This is a genomic window from Chryseobacterium geocarposphaerae, assembly GCF_002797535.1.
Lineage (GTDB): Bacteria > Bacteroidota > Bacteroidia > Flavobacteriales > Weeksellaceae > Chryseobacterium > Chryseobacterium geocarposphaerae.
The window spans coordinates 768,423-787,969 of the sequence record NZ_PGFD01000001.1; the positions used below are offsets into that span (position 1 = coordinate 768,423).

The following is a 19,547-nucleotide window of genomic DNA, read 5'->3' on the forward strand; positions in this document are numbered from 1 at the left end:
GAAGAGGCCGGAATTTTTTATATATTTTATTTACGTTTTCTTATGAAAGGAACTCAAAATCCTTTTTTTCCATGGCATATTTTTTATCCGAAAGGCCTTTACCGATTGCCTCAAATTTCCATTCATTATTCGTTTTAAGAAGTCTTCCTACGAGTAAAGTTCCTTTTTTAATTGAATCATTATTCTGTGGAATCTCAAACTGGCAATATGTTTTGTTGATGTGATGAATATTGCCCTCAAATATATGAACTGTTACAGAAGGTATCAGAGAAAAATCTATCGTATTAATCCTTTTTGGATTAATATGGAGGTAAAAAAAGATCTGATCGATCTCAGTATTAATCTTTTCCAGATTTATTTTTATTAATTTCTTATCGGAATTATTTAAAGAAGAATTATCGCTTTCCTGATGTTTAAAAGCTTCATCTTTGGAAGAAAGTTTTCCTAGCGGAAAATTATTCTGAATAAGCCAGCTGTTGTATTTGGGAGAATGGATCCAGTCGAGCCTGTTTCCATTTTTATCAAGCATGATACAAGTTAATTCAAGATCAATTTCGGTTAAACTTTTTCTGTTAAAAAGACTTAGATAAAAAGGGAGAGGCAATTTAACCTTACTCCAGCTAACTCCCAAACAGAAGTCAGTAAGGTTTTGTCCTGTATTTTTTTTTAGAGAAAAAAAGTCTCCTTTTTTTAAATTTAACATGAGCATGGTTTATTTTGAATAATGGTAATTTTAGTTTTATAAATTTTGATTAATGGCGTTTTCACAAATGTATATATTTTTTTGCTTATAAATCTGTGAATTTGTGTAAAAAAAATGTAAATTTTTACAACAACAAGAATTTTTTTCATTTAATTGTGATATATTTATTAAAATAATGAAATTGTAATATAAATAACACAATAAAAAATTATCTGGATGTTAATAGAAAATCTTGACATGCAAAAGTAGGATATACTGTGGAAGAATTTGAGAAAGAAAAATGGAGAATTTCTCAGTTCGGAAACAAGATCCCTTTAGTATAAAAGCAACAGAAAAAGCCATCATTATGATGGCTTTTTCTGTTGTGTATATGAATGTTAAATTGTTAAGTTAGTTAAAAGTTAGAATCCTGAACTTTCGCTTTAGTTTCTTCAACTTTGTCCTGAACCTGAGAAGCTACCTCATTAGCTTTATTTTTAATATCATTTCCCCACTTGTTAAGATTATCTTTTGCTGAATTGATTTTATCTTTTACAGCTTGCTGCTGCTCGGGAGTAGATTTCTTATATTTCCAATATGCTAAAGCTCCTAAACCTAATAAAGCCAATAAGCCATTTGTTTTATTTCCCATGATTTCCGATTTTAAAGTTAATAATTAAGATTTGATATTAGTATATCAGTAAATTACGTGCCAAAATGAAATTAGCTGTAATAAAATAATGTTAAAATTTTCTTTTTCCTAATTGCTAAGGAGTTTTGTTGAAAGTTTAATTTGCAACTAAATTTGTCATTATAGATAGCAAAAAGCAATTACTTAAATTTAATGATAAAAACTTTCAAAATAAACGATAGAAAGTCATATATTTGAGTGACATCCAAATTTTAAATAAATAGATTTTGAAATACCTATTTTCTGATGCTATTATTTCGAAATCGTTTGAATATGAATTCTGTTAAAACATATACTCTTTTTACGGATCATGATATTTATCTTTTTAAAGAAGGTAAACATTATCGTCTTTACGAAAAGTTTGGTTCGCATTCCGTAGAGAAAGAAGGGACTTCCGGAGTGTATTTTTCAGTTTGGGCTCCCCATGCAACGAAGGTTTCTGTAATAGGAGATTTCAACAAATGGAACTCAACAGATCATATCCTGTACCCAAGATGGGATGAATCCGGAATCTGGGAAGGTTTTATTGAAGGATTAGAATGGGGAACTTTATACAAATATGCCATTGAAACAGCTCATGGTGAAATGTTGGAAAAAAGTGATCCTTATGCTTTGAGCTGGGAACAGAATATACAGGCCGCTTCTCTAGTTTCTACCAACTGGTACGAATGGAATGATAAGGAGTGGATGAATAGCAGATGGAAAAAAAACAGCATAGAAGCTCCGATTTCTGTGTATGAATTACATTTGGGCTCCTGGAGAAAAAGCGAATTCAATACTTTTTTAAATTATAGAGATATTGCCGGAGAACTGATTCCTTATGTTAAAGATATGGGATTTACCCATGTAGAATTCATGCCGGTGATGGAATATCCTTACGATCCGAGTTGGGGATATCAGATTACAGGTTTTTATGCAGCCACGTCACGTTTCGGTTCTCCTCAGGATTTAATGTTTTTAATTGATGAACTTCACAAACACAATATAGGAGTTATTTTGGACTGGGTTCCGTCTCATTTTCCGGGAGATGTGAATGGCCTTCACAGATTTGATGGAAGTTATTTATATGAGCCTGAAGATCCCAGAAAGGGCTTTCATCCGGATTGGAAATCTTATATTTTCAATTATGGAAGGAATGAAGTAAAATCATTTCTGATTTCAAATGCCATGTTTTGGCTAGATCGTTATCATGTGGATGGATTGCGTGTAGATGCGGTAACCTCAATGCTTCATCTTGATTATTCAAGAAGTGAAGGAGAATGGGAACCCAATATTTTTGGAGGTAATGTAAATCTTGAAGCAAAGGCTTTCTTACAAGAATTTAATACTGCCGTTTATAAAGAATTTGGTAATGCCATTATCACGATTGCGGAAGAAAGTTCAGATTTTCCAATGTTGACCAAGCCTGTCCATGACGGAGGAGTAGGTTTTGGAATGAAATGGATGATGGGCTGGATGCATGATACGCTTGATTATTTTGAAGAAGAGTTTATGAACAGAAAATATCATCACCATAAACTTACTTTTGCCTCAATGTACATGTATAATGAAAATTATATGATGCCATTGTCTCATGATGAAGTTGTTCACGGGAAATCGAGTCTTATTTATAAAATGGTTGGGGATGAATGGCAGAAATTTGCCAATCTCAGGACATTATACGTTTATATGTATACCCATCCCGGAGCAAAACTTCTGTTTATGGGTGATGAATTTGGTCAGACCAGTGAATGGAATTTTACCAAAAGCCTGGATTGGGATTTATTACAATATCATGTTCATAAAGGACTACAGACACTCGTTAAGGATCTTAATTTTATTTACAGAGATATACCTGCCTTTTATGAAAACCAGTTTCAGAAAGACGGTTTTGAATGGATTGAAGCGGATGACTTGGAAAATTCGATCTATGTATATCTAAGAAAAGGAAAAAGACGGGATGATGTTTTTATGATCATTCTGAACCTTTTGCCTAAAGTTATCGATTACAAAATAGGAGTCAAAGCAGGAACACATTGGGAAGTGATTTTTAATTCAGATGATGAAAGATATGCAGGAAGCGGTGTGGAACCGGAAATATGGAGTGAGCAATATGAAGAGTATATGCGGCATCCCAAATCCATAACTTTAAAATTACCACCTCTTGCCGGAGTTATTCTAAGACAGACAAAAGACAAAAAATATAAGCACCACAGAAGTAAATTTAGAAAATAAGGTTCTAAATTAGATTAACATAAACATTATAGAAATTATATGACCATATATCATCTAAGTACAGAATGTTATCCTGTAGCAAAAGTAGGAGGATTGGCAGATGTTGTAGGCGCTCTTCCCAAATACCAGAACAAAATAAAAGGAGTTGATTCAAAAGTGGTTATGCCATGGTATAACAAATCTTTTATATACAATCATGAGTTTGACATAGTTTTTGATGGGTTCATTCATCAGGGACCGAATATGCTTCAGGTACAGGTATTGAAGGAGAAAACCAATGTGCTGGGATTTGAATTGTTCATGGTGAAGATCCCTGGACTTTTGGATCGGGAAAACCCTTACGGTTACGCTGATGAGAACTTTCAGTTCATTGCTTTTCAGCATGGGGTTTTACATTGGTTGAGTGCGATGGAAATTCGTCTGGATGTACTGCACTGTCACGATTATCATACAGGATTAGTACCTTTTATGACCGAACATTGTGCTGAATTTGCTTTTTTAAAAGGAGTAAAAACCATAGGCACAATACACAACGGTGAATATCAGGGGAATATGAACTGGGAAATGGCTAAATATATCCCTTCATTTGATTATTATAAATGGGGGCTGCTAGACTGGAAAGGCCAGATTAATCCATTGGCAGCAATGATTAAGTGTTGCAATGCATTTACTACGGTTTCAGAAGGCTATCTGGAAGAACTTTTTATAAGTTTCAGAGGGTTGGAAAGTCTGGTGCGTCAGGAATTTGGAAAAGCATACGGAATTATTAACGGAATCGATACTGAAGTCTGGAATCCTGAAACCGATCCTATGCTGGATTTTAATTACAACATAACAAATGCTCTTGAGCAAAAGAAAAAAAATAAAGAAAAGATCTGTAAAGAGTATAATCTGAAGCCGGAACTTCCTTTATTTGCTTTTATTGGCCGTTTTGCAGGAGAAAAAGGAGCAGATTTGTTACCGGATATGGTCTGGAGAAGCATAAAGCAAAGTTACGGAGCGTTAAATATTATCATTTTAGGATCGGGGGATCCTTATATTGAAAATAAATTGAAGGAATATGATACTACATATACCAATTTTGCACTAGATTTGGGATATAAGGAACAACTTTCTCATAAGATCTACGCATCGGCAGATTTTTTATTAATGCCTTCAAGGGTAGAGCCTTGTGGTTTGAACCAGATGTATTCAATGAGGTATGGGACAATTCCGGTGGTAAGATATACAGGAGGTTTAAAAGACACTGTAGCTGATATCTCTACGGGAGGAGCGGGGCTCAACTTTGCTTTTCCGGGAGTAGATGATATGATTCATGCTATGAACAGGGCGTTAAGTCTTTATAATCAGAAAGAAATAATGAAAGATCTTATTCATGCTAATATGAGTTTTGATTTTGCATGGGAAAAATCTGCGGAAAAGTATTTAAAATTATATAGTAATAGTTAAAAAAATACAAAATATATGAATCGTAAAGTAATTTCTATTGTTCTTGGAGGAGGAAGAGGCACAAGGCTTTTTCCGTTGACCTATACAAGATCAAAGCCGGCTGTTCCTATTGCAGGAAAATACAGATTAGTAGATATTCCTATTTCAAATTGTTTAAACTCTGGACTGAATAAAATCCTGGTATTAACACAGTTTAACTCTGCATCTCTTAATTCACATATCAAGAACTCATACCATTTTGACATTTTTAGTAAAGGATTTGTTGATATTCTGGCTGCAGAACAAAATGTAGAGAATGATAACTGGTATCAGGGAACTGCAGATGCAGTCCGCCAGTCGATGAAGCATCTGGAAAAATATGATTATGATTATATTCTGATTCTTTCCGGAGATCAGCTGTACCAGATGGATTTTAGAGAGATGCTCGACTTCCATATTGAAAAAGGAGGTGATGTTACTATTGCAACTATTCCTGTAAATGCTAAAGACGCGACAGGCTTCGGAATTTTGAGTTCTGATGATGAAGGAAATATTACTTCTTTTGTAGAAAAACCGGCTCTTGATGCTTTAGATAATTTAAAATCTGAAGTTTCAGAAGAAAATAAGCATAAAGGAAAAGAATATCTGGCTTCGATGGGAATCTATATTTTCACAAAAAGCATTCTTAAAAAAATGTTTGATGAAGGAGCAGGTGACGATTTTGGAAAAGATATTATTCCAAGCTCAATTGCGAAATATAAAATCATGAGTTACCAGTATGAAGGATATTGGACGGATATTGGAACCATTGAATCCTTTTATGAGGCTAATCTAGACTTATGTCAGGATTTACCTCAATTTAATCTATTTTCCACTTCTCCTATCTATACAAGGGCAAGAATGTTGCCTCCTTCAAAAATAAATGGTTCTTATGTAAGCAAAGCGATTTTTGGAGACGGATGTATCATTATGGCCGATAAAATTGAAAATTCAATCATAGGTAACCGAACGAGAATTGATAAAGGCAGTACAATTGTGAATTCTTACATTATGGGTTCAGATTTTTATCAAAATACAGACGAAATTCTTAAAAATAATAAAAAAGGAAGCCCCAATATGGGAGTTGGAAAGTACTGTTATATTGAAAAAGCAATCTTAGATAAGAATTGTTATATCGGAGATAATGTGAGGATTATAGGAGGAAAACATTTGAAAGACGGAGACTATGGAACCTATTCTGTTCAGGACGGAATTGTAGTGGTGAAAAAAGGAGCTGTTCTACCTCCGGGAACTCATATCGGATAATAATTCTTTAACATAAACAAGTGATCGAGCATATTGGTCACTTTTTTTATTTGTATTACATTTGTGAAATGCGTTTTTTTAAAATCTTAGCGGTAATTGTTATTCTTTTGGTGGGAGCTTATGCTGCTTCCATGTATTTTTTTGTAGAGGAAAATAAAAATTTTCAGATTGAAAAGGAAGTTGATTATCCTTTAGATAAAGTCTTTTCCCAGTTCAATAATCTGCAGCATTTTACCCGCTGGAACAATTTTTTTACCAGCTCTCAAAGTATGGATATAGACTATTATACACCTTATGAAGGAAAAGGGAGTTCAATAAGCTATGTAGATACGAAAAACGACAGGGAAGGAGAAATGTTTATCCGTTACGAAAACCTGAACAAAACTTTAAAATACCAGCTTTTTGAAGATAAAAATGAAAATCCTACGTTGGTTGATGTGAAATTTAAAGCGATTTCTCCTGAAAGAACTAAAATTATATGGTATGTTCATACGCCTAAGCTTTCGGTATTGAGAAGAGTTGAAAACTTCTGGACAGAAGATAGGTTTGCTGAAAATATTGATAAAAGTATGGCAAATCTGAAGAATGTTTTAGGGAATAAGGTAGAAAAAGACAATCAGATGGCTGCTATAAAATATGACAGCCTTATGGTTGAAAAAGAGGAAGAAAAAATATTACTGGGAATTAACATCAGTACCTCCAATAAAAAAGATGCTTTGTATAAAAATGTGGTCATGAACTATAATAAAGTTTATAACTATGTTACCATGGATTTGGGTAAAAAAGAAGATGAGTTTGGATACTCTGTGCTGATAACAGATGCAGACAATTACAAAGATAAAGAGGTTTCTTATTTTATTGGAATTCCACTGTCTAAAAAAGTTGGGATTACGGATAATAACTTTAGTTTCAGAACGATAAATCCCACACAGGATTATGTGGTCTACTACAAAGGAAATTATGCCGGAAGGATAAAAGCTATTCAGCAGCTTATTCAGAAAGCTAAAAAAGATGAAATGCGTTTTGGAGATATTCGTCAGACTTTCATAGAACGACCTACGGAAGATCAGAATGTGAATATGAAGATATCTTTATCAGTTTATAAGTAAATTACTGAAATTTATCATTTTTATAGTTATTTTTAATAAGTTAGCACTGTTTCACATCGGTTTTTTTATTAAATTTGAAGATTAATTCTACAAATAAATTTTAATAATAGATAAACTGTAATAATGGACAGATTTTCATTCCTAAACGCAGCTCATTCTCAGTTAATTGAGGATTTATACCAACAATATTTAAAATTCCCGGACTCTTTAGAACCATCATGGAAAGCCTTCTTTCAAGGTTTCGATTTTGCCTTGGAGAACTATGGTGATGACGAAAGTATTCAATACATTCAGACTTCAGCTCCATCTGCCCCTGCAGTGCAGCAAATTTCTCAGGCAGCAGCTAACGGAGAAGTTCCTGAGCATATCAAAAAAGAATTTAAGGTAGTAAACCTTATTGAAGCATACAGAACAAGAGGACATTTGTTTACCAAAACAAACCCTGTAAGAGAAAGAAGACACTATACTCCGACTTTAGACATCGAGAACTTTGGTCTTGACAAGTCAGATTTAAATACAAAATTCAACTGTGCTGTTGAAACGGGAATGAAAGGGCCTGCAACTTTACAGGAACTGATTAGACACTTAGAAAACATTTATTGTGATTCTATCGGTGTGGAATATATGCACATCAACAACGTTGAGGAAAAAGATTTCATCAAGCAATGGCTTCAGGTGAATGAAAACCACCCAAATCTTTCAGCGAATGAAAAAACTGAGATTTTACTAAAATTAAATCAGGCAGTAGCGTTTGAAAATTATCTTCATACAAAATTTGTTGGTCAAAAAAGATTCTCATTAGAGGGAGGAGAGACGCTAATCCCTGCATTGGATCAGTTGATCTCAAGATCTTCTCAACTGGGAGTTGATGAAGTTGTTTTAGGAATGGCTCACAGAGGTAGATTGAATGTATTGACCAATATATTCGGAAAATCTTACAAGCAGATCTTCTCAGAATTTGAAGGAAAAGAATTTGAAGAAGATGTATTCTCAGGTGATGTTAAATATCACTTAGGATCATCTAAAAAAATCAAAACAGCTTCCGGAGAAGAAGTTGCCATTAATCTGACTCCAAACCCATCTCACCTTGAAACGGTTGCTGCTCTTGTAGAAGGAATTTGCCGTGCAAAAGTAGACGATAAATATAAAGATTATTCTAAAGTTTTGCCAATCATCATCCACGGTGACGGGGCAATTGCCGGACAAGGTATTGCTTACGAAGTGGCTCAGATGATGACTTTGGACGGATACAAAACAGGAGGAACAGTTCATATTGTTGTGAATAACCAGGTTTCGTTTACGACTAACTATATGGATGCAAGATCTTCAACATACTGTACAGACATTGCAAAAGTTACAGAATCTCCTGTAATGCACGTAAATGCTGATGATGCAGAAGCTGTAGTTCACGCGATCCATTTTGCTGCTGATTTCAGAGCAAAGTTTGGTAAAGATGTTTATATCGATTTATTAGGATACAGAAAATATGGTCATAACGAAGGAGATGAGCCAAGATTTACACAGCCTAATTTATATAAAACAATTTCTAAACACCCGAATCCAAGAGAGATCTATAAAGATCAGTTGTTGAAGGACAGTGTTGTTTCAAATGATCTTATTGCTAAAATGGAAGCTGATTTTAAAGAGCTTTTAGACAAAGACTTTGATGCTTCAAAAGAAATTGAGAAAAACGTAATGGACGTTTTCATGGCAGAAGACTGGACAAACTATCCAATCGGTAAGAGAGGAGCAGTTCAGGAAGCTGTAGATACAAAATACGACTTAGAAAAGCTGAAAGAATTGGCAATTAAAATGTCAACACTTCCGGCTGATAAAAAGTTCCTGAATAAAATTACAAGACTTTTCGAAAACAGACTGAAAGCTATTGAAGGAAATTCATTAGACTGGGCTCTAGGAGAGTGGCTGGCTTATGCTACACTTCTTGTGGAAGGTCACAATGTAAGAATTTCCGGAGAAGATGTGGAAAGAGGTACCTTCTCTCACAGACACGCGGTTGTAAAAACTGAAGATACTGAAGAAGAATATATCCCGTTAAGACATGTTTCTGAAAGCAGGTTTGATGTATTCAATTCTCACCTTTCTGAATACGGAGTTCTTGGTTTTGATTACGGTTATGCAATGGCTTCTCCCAATACTTTGACAATTTGGGAAGCTCAGTTTGGAGATTTCGTGAATGGGGCTCAGATTATTGTTGACCAATATTTGGCTGCTGCGGAAGAAAAATGGAAAATTCAGGACGGTTTAGTAATGCTATTGCCTCACGGTTCAGAAGGACAGGGAGCAGAACACTCTTCAGCAAGACTGGAAAGATTCTTAACACTTTGTGCTAACGAAAATATGGTTGTGGCGAATATCACTTCTCCTGCCAACTATTTCCACTTATTGAGAAGACAGTTGAAATGGTCATTCAGAAAGCCATTGATCGTTATGAGTCCAAAATCATTGTTGAGACATCCAAGAGTGGTTTCTCCGCTTGAAGATTTCTCAAACAAAGGATTCCAGCCTATTTTAGACGATCCTACCGCAGATCCTAAAAAAGTGGAAAAATTAGTGCTATGTTCAGGTAAATTATACTTCGAATTATTAGCTAAAAAAGAAGAACTGAATGCTGAAAATATCGCATTGGTAAGATTCGAGCAATTGTATCCGCTTCAGACAGATGCTATTGAAGCGATCTTCGAAAAATATTCAAACAGAAAAGAAATTGTTTGGGCTCAGGAAGAACCGGAAAATATGGGTGCTTGGTCTTATATTTTAAGAAACTTCAGAGATACAGGAATCCAGGTGGTTGCTCCAGTTCCAAGCGGTGCTCCGGCTCCAGGAAGCCACAAGATGTTTGAGAAAAACCAAAATGCAGTGATCAACAGAGTATTCGATAGAAATGATGCTCCTGTAAAAAGACCTGTAACCGCTTAATTATAAATAATAATCAATAAAAAAATAAAAAATACGATATGTCAGTTTTAGAAATGAAAGTTCCTTCACCGGGCGAATCAATTACAGAAGTTGAAATTGCAACTTGGCTTGTGAAAGATGGTGATTATGTAGAAAAAGATCAACCAATCGCTGAAGTAGATTCAGATAAAGCGACTCTTGAATTGCCTGCTGAACAAAGTGGTGTTATCACTTTGAAAGCTGAAGAAGGTGATGTGGTACAGGTAGGACAAGTGGTTTGTTTAATCGATATGGACGCTGCAAAACCTGCGGGTAGCGCTGCTCCTGCTGCAGAAGCTCCAAAACAAGAGGAGGCTCCTAAAGCAGCTGAACCTGCTAAACAAGAAGCTCCAAAACCTGCTGCTCAACCGGTAGCTGCTGCAACGCAAACGTATGCAACAGGTACTCCTTCTCCTGCAGCTAAGAAAATTCTTGACGAAAAAGGTATTGATGCTTCTCAGGTTTCAGGTTCCGGAAGAGACGGAAGAATCTCTAAATCTGATGCTGAGTTGGCTGCTGTTCCTGCATTCGGAGGAAACCCGGTTACGGCTACAGGATCAAGATCTACCACAACAACTAAACTTTCAGTTCTTAGAAGAAAAATCGCTCAGAGATTAGTTTCTGTAAAGAACGAAACAGCGATGTTAACTACTTTCAACGAAGTTGACATGTCTGAGATCTTTAGACTAAGAAAACAATATAAAGAAGAGTTTGCTCAAAGACACGGAGTAGGACTTGGTTTCATGTCTTTCTTCACAAAAGCGGTTACCAGAGCATTACAGATGTATCCTGATGTAAATGCATCTATCGACGGAGATTTCAAAGTAAACTACGATTTCTGCGATATTTCAATTGCAGTTTCAGGTCCTAAAGGATTAATGGTTCCTGTATTGAGAAACGCTGAAAACATGTCTTTTGCAAACGTTGAAGCAAACATCAAAGATTTGGCCATCAAAGTAAGAGACGGAAAAATCACTGTTGATGAAATGACTGGTGGTACTTTCACGATTACAAACGGAGGTACTTTCGGATCTATGATGTCTACGCCAATCATTAACCCTCCTCAATCTGCTATCTTAGGTATGCATAATATCATCCAGAGACCAGTTGCGGTTGACGGACAGGTTGTTATTCGTCCAATGATGTATGTTGCAATGTCTTATGACCACAGAATTATCGACGGTAAAGAGTCTGTAGGGTTCCTTGTTGCGGTAAAAGAAGGTATTGACAATCCTGTAGAAATTTTATTAGGCGGAGACGAAAGAAAAGGTCTTGGATTATAATTTACAGTATTATAAAAATATTTTACGATCTCGTCTTGAAAAAGGCGAGATTTTTGTATCTAATAAATAAAATGAAAAAAAATGTTTTCTAAAATCACATCTAATATCAGAGTTTCAGTAGTTCCTGAATATGATAGTAAGAACAGTTATCCCTCAGAAAACCGCTACGTTTTCAAATATAACATTGTGATTGAAAATAAGGGAGATTTTCCTATTAAGATTCTTAAAAGAAAATGGTTAATTTTCGATGTTGGCTTTGGCTATACAGAGATTGTAGGGGATGGAGTAATCGGCTTAACTCCGGTAATAGAACTTAACGAAAACTTCGCTTATTTTTCGAATGTAATGCTTCGTTCCGGAGTAGGTAATATGAGTGGAAAATACCTGGTAAGAAATGAACAGACCAAAGAGAATTTTGAAATTGATATTCCGAAATTCAACCTTTTGTCTGAAGTCTTGAGCAATTAGTATGAAATTATTGTTCAACTTCGATGCAAATTTGTGTAAGCACTAAAAATCAAAGTTTTTTGATCTTAGCTTTCATGTATTCCGAAATTTCTTCATTACTGGTGAGAAACAATTTTTCAAAAGCTAATAAAGATATTTTTGCACAAACCTCTGCATCGTCTCCTGCTCTGTGATGGTTGAATTTGATTTGATGGTATTCCGCCAAATGCTTTAAACCATATCTGGGAAGATAATTCCATGATTTTTTTGCCAACTGAATACTACACAGATAGTTTAATTTCGGAGTAAACATTCCGTAATAATCTAGGCAGCCCCGCAAAACATTTGCATCAAAACTTGCATTATGGGCAATCATTAATGTTCCGTACATCATTTCTTCCACTTCATACCAAATATCTTCAAAAGTGGGAGCGTCTTTCACGTCATCCGGTAGAATCCCGTGTACATCAATATTTCTTTGACTGAAATAGGGGAAGCTCGGAGGTTTGATCAACCATGTTTTCGTTTCTACGATTTTTGAATCCTGCACTACGCAAATTCCCAACTCACAAGCGGAGTGTCGGTCAAAAGTAGCGGTTTCAAAATCTATTGCGCAGAAATCCATCGTTTAAAATTGTCTTGTTAAAGTATCTACTTTTTTTAATAGAGTGGGGATTCTATGTTCTCCATGCATCTTTTTAATGAGATCATAAGCTGTATTCATATCAATTCCTACACTTGAAATATATAAAGGGGTATCGCTGTTTCCTCTTTTTAATGGTAGTTTATACCTTTCCACAGTGGCAAAGTTTGTTTTTGCTACACCGATTATAGGGATTTCACTATCTAAAGCATCATATAAGTGTTTTCCTAAACCGGGTTTCATATGATCATCAACATACACAAAACCGTCAATAACAATGCAGGAAATATCTTCGATCTGAGTTTTAACCTTCTCTAAAAGGCTTAAAATACAAGGGAGTTCTCTTCTGTAAAACTGTCCCGGAATATATTCTTCAACACCTTCTTTTATTTCGGAAAATTCGTAATCAGGAACTGCACTTTCCCAATTCTCAAAAGCCAAACAGATGGTATTGGCTTTATCATGATCAAAATAATAAGTATCGAAAACTAAATTCATTCCTTATAAAAAGTGTTTAAAGATCAACCATTTTGATTGATAAAAATTACTTTTTTGATGCTTTTGTCTGCGTTTCCAGGTTCCTGAAGCCTGAGCATAAAATCCAAAATGAGCTCTTACAACTGCCCAAAGATGAGGAAAGCCTTGTTTTAAACCAAAATAAATTCCGGCAACTCCATCCAAACACAATCTGAAAAAGATTAATCCGATTAGTTTAGGAAAAGGCAGATTTTTAAGCATCATAGAAAGGTTATTTCTAATGTTTAAATATGTTTTCTGAGCACTTTGTTTGTTTAAAGTTCCGCCTCCAACGTGATACACTTTAGATTTTCCGGTATAAAAAATCTTTCTTCCGGAGTTAATTAATCTCCAGCAAAGATCAATTTCTTCCTGATGGGCAAAAAATCTTTCATCAAAACCGTCCTGATCCCAAAAGTCCTGTGAACGAATAAAGAGAGCGCATCCTGAAGCCCAGAATATTTCCGTTTCATCGTTATATTGACCTTTATCTTCTTCCACCTCATCAAAAACTCTTCCTCTGCAGTAAGGATAGCCTAAATTATCAATTAGACCACCTGCAGCTCCGGCAAATTCAAACTTATTTTTGTCGTTATAAGAGAGAATTTTAGGCTGTATAGCGGCAATATCAGGGTTGTTTTCAAAGAGATTTAAAACAGGTTCGATCCAGTTTTCAGTTACTTCTACGTCAGAATTCAATAAACAATAATATTCTGCATCGATTTGTCTTAAACCTTCATTGTATCCACCTGCAAAACCGGAGTTTTTAGAATTTATTACAATTTTTACGGATGGAAAATTGAGCTGTAGAAATTTTACAGAATCATCTGTTGATGCATTATCAATAACATAAATATCAGCACCATCAGAAAACCGAACTACGCTGGGAAGAAATTTTTCCAGCCAGTTTTTTCCGTTCCAGTTTAAGATGACAACCGCAAGTTTAGACTTCATCATTTTTATATTTTTTCGGCATCAAAAGTTTTGATGGAATCCTGATATTTCCATTTTCTGTGGGACCAAAGATAATTATCTGGATGTTTGTGAATGGTATTTTCTAATAATTTATGAAATTTTTTGACCACCTCATTATTAACAAACTTTTCTCCATCCGGATAGATTCTGTGATAATTTACCTGATAAAAACCTCTTTTCACCTTTTTCATCTCACAGTAAATGAATACCAGATCCATTCTTGTTGCCAGTTTATCATATCCGATAAAGGCAGGAGTTCTTTGGTTAAGGAATTCAAGACCGTAATTGACATGAGCAATATGCGGAGTTTGATCGGCCACAAACATATAAGCAGAATCGCCATCGTTTTTATTCCTGAAAATATTCATGATGACTTCGTTGGCTTCTAAAGCTTCATTGCCAAATTTGTTTCTCACTTTCTTCATCTGGTCTTCCCAGAAATTGCTGTTTACTTTTCTGTAAACAGGATGACAGTGTTTTTGAGGAATTACTTTTGCTAGTGCATTGATCCATTCCCAGTTAAAGACATGACCGGCAAGTAAAATAATATTTTTACCTTCTGCTTTTGCTTCATGAAATAAATGTTGATTGATATGCTGCATTCTTACTCTGGATTCCGTTTCGCTGATGCTGAAAGATTTTACAGTTTCTACCAGATAATCAGAAAAGTTGAGATAGAATTTCTTTAAAATAACCTGAATTTCCTCATCCGTTTTGTCAGGGAAAGAATTTTTAATGTTTTGTAAGATGACTTTCTTTCTGTAGCCTACAATATAGTAGTTTAAAAAGAAAATGATATCCGAAAAAATATACAATATCTTAAGCGGGATCTTTGAAATTAAATAAAGTATTTTGATTAAAAAATTCATAAGGTATGCAAATTTAAGGATAATAAAAATATGGTTTCATTTTTGCAGGTAATAAGTATTATTTTTTATTTTTATAGTATGAAAAAAATGTCGTTAATAGCTTTTGTAGCCCTAAGTAGTGTCATTTGGGCTCAGAATGCAGAAACCAAAGAGGTTCCCGGAGTAAGATATTCGGGAGATAAGGCTTTGTTGGTGAAAAATGATGCTGCAGAATTGGAAGCAAAGAAGAAAGCTGCGGCAGAAGAAAAGGCAAAACTTCCTAAGCCTTATGATCCAAAAGCTGATGCACAGGCAGATATTAATAAGCTGATAGCAAAAGCAAAAAAAGAGGGAAAAAACATTATGATTCAGGCAGGAGGGAACTGGTGTATCTGGTGTTTAAGATTTAACCAATATGTACAGACTACTCCGGAATTAAAAAATATCGTGGACAAGAACTATATCTATTACCATTTGAATTATTCTCCGGAGAATAAGAATGAGAAGATATTTGCACAGTATGGCAATCCGGGTGATAAGTTTGGTTATCCTGTCTTTATTGTATTGGATAAAAATGGAAAAATGATTCACGTACAGCCAAGTGATGTGCTGGAAGAAGGAAAAGGATACAGCCTTGAAAAAGTAAAAGGGTTCTTTAATCAATGGGCTCCAAAGAAATTATAAAACTTAAACCGGGAAATTTTCCCGGTTTTTATTTTACAAAAATCTTTTGATCCAATTTAATTTCTTGTCTGAATAAGGAGGATATTTGATGTTGGGTTCTCCCCACGTTGCTTTTTCCAGTATTGCTTTTTGATGAGAGAAGGTTTCGAAGCCGAATTTCCCATGATAATTTCCAATTCCTGAGTTTCCAACTCCTCCAAAGGGAAGATTCTCATTTCCCAAATGCATGATCACATCATTGATGCAACCTCCGCCAAAAGAAATCTTTTTAATAAATGCTTCTTTTTCTTCATTATTACTGGTAAATAAATAGGCAGCAAGTGGTTTTTCGTGGTCTAAAATATCATTTAATATTAAATTAAAATCAGTAAAAGAAATTACAGGTAAAATAGGTCCGAAAATTTCTTCCTGCATAATCTGATCATTCCAGTCAATATTATGTAATATGGTAGGCTCTATATATAATTGCTCTTTATTATAACTTCCGCCGGTATAAATTCTATCGTTGTCGATTAAGTGAATCAGTCTTTCAAAATTCTTTTGGTTAATGATCTTTGTGTAATGACTGGAATTGGGGTGATATCTAAATTCCTGAATATATTTTTTCAATAAAGCTAAAAATTCTTCCTGAACAGTCTTTTCAACACATAAATAGTCCGGGGCAACACATGTTTGTCCTGCATTTAAAAATTTACCCCAGACTATTCTTTTGGCCGCAATTTCAAGATTAGCATCTTTAGAAATTATTGTAGGTGACTTTCCGCCTAGCTCTAAAGTGACCGGAGTTAGATTTTCTGCGGCGGCTTTGTAAACAATTTGCCCTACTTTTGTACTTCCTGTGAAAAAGATTTTATCGAATTTGAGCTTCAAAAGTTGTGTTGTTTCATCAATCCCACCTTTATAAACGTATAGATATTCGGAAGGGAAATTTTCATTGATGATTTTCGACATGATCTTCATGGTGTTTTCAGCAATCTCGCTGGGCTTCAAAATACAACAATTTCCTGCTGCCAAAGCTGCAATTACTGGAGATAGGGATAATTGGTATGGATAATTCCAGGCACCTATCACCAAAACGTTTCCCAGTGGTTCGGGATGAATTTTGCTTTTCCCAATTTGATTAACAAGATTGGTTTTGACTTTTCGGGGTTTGGAAAGTGATTTTAAATTTTTGAGGTAATAATTTATGTCATTTATTATAAAAGAAATTTCTGTGGTGAAAGTATCGAACTTAGATTTACCAAAATCTTTATCAATAGCTTCATATAAAAGATCTTCGTTTTCAAGGATTAAATTTTTTAATCTTTCCAGGTAATGTTTACGAAACTTAATACTTTTCGTTTGGTGTGTTCTGAAGAAATCTTTCTGTTTTTGAACAATTTTTTGAATTTCCATAAAGTAAATTACTAATTATCTTTAATTCTAATATCTTGTTAAAATAGTAATGATAAAGTTAAGGATATTTGAATGTATTGTTAATATAATAGAAATATTGCTATTTCATTGTTTTGTGATAAATAAAGCGTATATTTATATATCCCCAAATTACTAAAAATGAGAAAAATTGTACTTTTAGCTTTCATTTTTATCAGTTATGTCTTACAAGCTCAATGCACAGGCTGTACTGTCACAAATCCAACCGACCCCAACTTTCATTTCCCGGATAATGCAACGGTCTGCTTTTCTTCCAATATGACTTTTAATAATCCAACATTTGGTTCTAATGTAAAGGTTTGCATCGGTTCTGGTGTAACGGTAACATTTCAGAATAATATTGCAGGAGTCAATAATGCCATGACCTATTTTGATGTCTACGGAACTCTTCTTTTTAGTCAGGCTATTACCGCTGTTGCAGATCTTAATGTTCATGTTTTCAGTACAGGGAATGTATCCATGAGTTCAGGGAACGGAAATTTTACGATGAACGGGCTGCAGAATGTTATCGTTAATGAAGGAACTATAGAAATGGGAGTTTTACAATTTGGAGACAATACCACCAATACAGTAGATAATTACGGTACCTTTACGATTAATGGAAATATGAACATGAGCAATTCTGCTGTCACACATTTTAGAAATGAAAGAGGAGCTTTGATGTTTTTAAGTGGAAATTATACCAATAACGAGAACAGTATTTATATTAACTGTGGAAGCATTATTTCCGGCAATGGGTTTAATATTAATGGTGGAGCGATTTATAATACGGGTACTTTTGCTGCTAACGGAGATATTAATTTATCAGGAAATTCCAGTATGATTTATAATTTCGGGCTTTTTAGTTCAAGCGGAAGCATGAATAACGCGCCTTCAGATGCTGTTATTTACAATGAAGGAAAGATGGTAATTAATCAATATCAGGGAGGAAATGCTATTATTCAAGGGCCTTCATCATCTACTAAAAAAGGATATATAGAAGTTTTTAATCCTATCCAGGTAAATAATGCGGCAATGGGACCAAATCTTGATTTCAAAAGGTCTAGTGGAGTTTCCGACCCAAGTACTGTTTTTATGAATAGTAATCCGACTTTTCTCACCAATGTTACTTTTGATTGTGTATCTACCAATAGCTGTAGTGCTCCACTGGTTCTGAATCCCGACTTTTGTCCGGCAATTGATGGAGATCTTCCTCCGATGGCAGTGGATGATTCATATACAATTAATGCCGGAAGTACATCCACTGGAACTGTTCTGGATAATGATTTTGAAACGTATAACGGGCCACAGGCAACCATTACAAATGTTATTATATCTCAGATTTCAACATCAAATCCGAATGTTACATTAAACACAACTGACGGTCACATCACCGTTGCTTCGGGAACACCGGCAGGAACATATACTTTGGTTTATCAGATTTGTCAACAGGCGGATCCTACTAACTGTGACACTGCAGTTGATACTATAATCGTTCCCGGAGGGGGAGCTACACCTTGCTACAAGCCTGCTGTAAACACAGGAACAGCACTTCCTTCCAATCTGGGAATTACAGGTTTGGGAAGGGCTAATTCAGGAGATACAAACTGGCCAGGAGCCAGAAAAGGAGCGTGGATGGTGCTAGAATCTAAAACTAAAGGTTTTGTTTTAAACCGGCTTACAGATACTCAGGTTGCAGCCATTCCTGCAGCAGATCTGAAAGAAGGAATGATCGTTTACAATACTACCCAAAATTGTCTTCAGGTGAATATTGACGGAACTTCTACAGGGTGGAGATGTTTCAATAATCAAACATGTCCGGATTAATTAAAAATTAAGTGAAAATGAAAAAAACGGTTTTAATAATAGGATTAATATCTTCTGTTTCGCTTTATTCACAAGTTGCGATTGGAAAAGCAACAGCTGAATCAGCATCTTCTTCAATAGAATTTGGTAATGCTAATCGTGGAATAGTTTTGCCTTGGGTTACTGATGTAGCCAGTATGCAAAATGTTGCGAACGGAACTTTAGTTTTTGATCTTACGGACAAAAAAGTGAAATCTTATCAGAATAATACGTGGATTGATCTGTCTGTTGATGGGACGGGAGTTGTAGATTCAACCTTACAGGATACTTTGACTGAAAATCCGGCTGCAAAGGTGTCTATCGGAATACCAACAGCAACCTCAGGTATTTTGGTATTGGAAGACAATAACAAAGCGATGATTTTACCTAAAGTTGCCAGTCCGCATCTCAATATTATTTCTCCAGCAGCCGGAATGATGGTTTATGATACGGTGAAAAAACAACTTGTTGTTTTCAATGGTTCGGTGTGGACGTTCTGGGGAGAATAA

Annotated in this window: 17 protein-coding genes; 10 read left to right on the forward strand and 7 right to left on the reverse strand. The window is 35.0% G+C overall.

Annotation, left to right across the window (positions count from 1 at the left end):
* Positions 1-40 precede the first annotated feature (40 nt).
* Positions 41-703, reverse strand: coding sequence for a TerD family protein (locus tag CLV73_RS03305; RefSeq protein ID WP_157798714.1), 663 nt, complete (start codon positions 701-703; stop codon positions 41-43).
* A gap of 394 nt (positions 704-1,097) precedes the next feature.
* Complete coding sequence (locus tag CLV73_RS03310; protein ID WP_100375446.1) at positions 1,098-1,334, reverse strand: YtxH domain-containing protein; 237 nt, start codon at positions 1,332-1,334, stop codon at positions 1,098-1,100.
* A gap of 312 nt (positions 1,335-1,646) precedes the next feature.
* Between CLV73_RS03310 and glgB the strand changes: the two genes are divergently transcribed.
* From glgB to apaG, 7 genes are all read left to right on the forward strand, one after another.
* Positions 1,647-3,587 (forward strand): 1,4-alpha-glucan branching protein GlgB, encoded by a 1,941-nt coding sequence (gene glgB / locus CLV73_RS03315; RefSeq protein ID WP_100375447.1) that lies wholly within the window; start codon positions 1,647-1,649, stop codon positions 3,585-3,587.
* A 39-nt stretch (positions 3,588-3,626) separates the two neighbouring features.
* The gene (locus CLV73_RS03320) at positions 3,627-5,036 is read left to right on the forward strand and encodes a glycogen synthase (protein ID WP_100375448.1); all 1,410 of its coding nucleotides are present in this window, start codon (positions 3,627-3,629) and stop codon (positions 5,034-5,036) included.
* Positions 5,037-5,051: 15 nt separating this feature from the next.
* On the forward strand, positions 5,052-6,320 hold the full coding sequence (locus CLV73_RS03325) for a glucose-1-phosphate adenylyltransferase (protein ID WP_100375449.1): 1,269 nt from the start codon (positions 5,052-5,054) through the stop codon (positions 6,318-6,320).
* Between the two features lie 68 nt (positions 6,321-6,388).
* On the forward strand, positions 6,389-7,429 hold the full coding sequence (locus tag CLV73_RS03330; RefSeq protein ID WP_100375450.1) for an SRPBCC domain-containing protein: 1,041 nt from the start codon (positions 6,389-6,391) through the stop codon (positions 7,427-7,429).
* Positions 7,430-7,552: 123 nt separating this feature from the next.
* Complete coding sequence (locus tag CLV73_RS03335; RefSeq protein ID WP_100375451.1) at positions 7,553-10,366, forward strand: 2-oxoglutarate dehydrogenase E1 component; 2,814 nt, start codon at positions 7,553-7,555, stop codon at positions 10,364-10,366.
* A gap of 38 nt (positions 10,367-10,404) precedes the next feature.
* Positions 10,405-11,667 carry a 2-oxoglutarate dehydrogenase complex dihydrolipoyllysine-residue succinyltransferase gene (odhB, locus tag CLV73_RS03340; protein WP_100375452.1) on the forward strand — a complete coding sequence of 421 codons (1,263 nt, stop codon included), beginning with the start codon at positions 10,405-10,407 and terminating at the stop codon, positions 11,665-11,667.
* Positions 11,668-11,748: 81 nt separating this feature from the next.
* Positions 11,749-12,135 (forward strand): Co2+/Mg2+ efflux protein ApaG, encoded by a 387-nt coding sequence (gene apaG / locus CLV73_RS03345; RefSeq protein ID WP_100375453.1) that lies wholly within the window; start codon positions 11,749-11,751, stop codon positions 12,133-12,135.
* Positions 12,136-12,184: 49 nt separating this feature from the next.
* Here apaG and CLV73_RS03350 read toward each other — a convergent pair whose 3' ends face one another.
* From CLV73_RS03350 to CLV73_RS03365, 4 genes are read right to left on the reverse strand one after another with little or no spacing between them, the layout of a single operon-like run.
* The gene (locus CLV73_RS03350; protein ID WP_100375454.1) at positions 12,185-12,739 is read right to left on the reverse strand and encodes a 3'-5' exonuclease; all 555 of its coding nucleotides are present in this window, start codon (positions 12,737-12,739) and stop codon (positions 12,185-12,187) included.
* Between the two features lie 3 nt (positions 12,740-12,742).
* Complete coding sequence (locus CLV73_RS03355; RefSeq protein WP_100375455.1) at positions 12,743-13,255, reverse strand: endonuclease V; 513 nt, start codon at positions 13,253-13,255, stop codon at positions 12,743-12,745.
* Positions 13,256-13,258: 3 nt separating this feature from the next.
* Entirely contained in the window at positions 13,259-14,227 is a 969-nt protein-coding gene (locus CLV73_RS03360) for a glycosyltransferase family 2 protein (RefSeq protein ID WP_100376978.1), read from the reverse strand.
* Between the two features lie 5 nt (positions 14,228-14,232).
* The gene (locus CLV73_RS03365) at positions 14,233-15,117 is read right to left on the reverse strand and encodes a lysophospholipid acyltransferase family protein (RefSeq protein ID WP_100375456.1); all 885 of its coding nucleotides are present in this window, start codon (positions 15,115-15,117) and stop codon (positions 14,233-14,235) included.
* A 78-nt stretch (positions 15,118-15,195) separates the two neighbouring features.
* Here CLV73_RS03365 and CLV73_RS03370 point away from each other — a divergent pair, with 78 nt between their 5' ends.
* Positions 15,196-15,780 (forward strand): thioredoxin family protein, encoded by a 585-nt coding sequence (locus CLV73_RS03370; protein WP_100375457.1) that lies wholly within the window; start codon positions 15,196-15,198, stop codon positions 15,778-15,780.
* A gap of 33 nt (positions 15,781-15,813) precedes the next feature.
* Here the strand turns inward: CLV73_RS03370 and CLV73_RS03375 are convergent, their stop codons facing one another.
* Complete coding sequence (locus CLV73_RS03375; RefSeq protein ID WP_100375458.1) at positions 15,814-17,175, reverse strand: aldehyde dehydrogenase; 1,362 nt, start codon at positions 17,173-17,175, stop codon at positions 15,814-15,816.
* A 159-nt stretch (positions 17,176-17,334) separates the two neighbouring features.
* Between CLV73_RS03375 and CLV73_RS03380 the strand changes: the two genes are divergently transcribed.
* A complete protein-coding gene (locus tag CLV73_RS03380) occupies positions 17,335-19,020 on the forward strand; it encodes a hypothetical protein (protein WP_100375459.1) in 1,686 nt (561 codons plus the stop codon).
* 17 nt (positions 19,021-19,037) lie between these two features.
* Positions 19,038-19,547 carry a hypothetical protein gene (locus tag CLV73_RS03385; RefSeq protein ID WP_100375460.1) on the forward strand — a complete coding sequence of 170 codons (510 nt, stop codon included), beginning with the start codon at positions 19,038-19,040 and terminating at the stop codon, positions 19,545-19,547.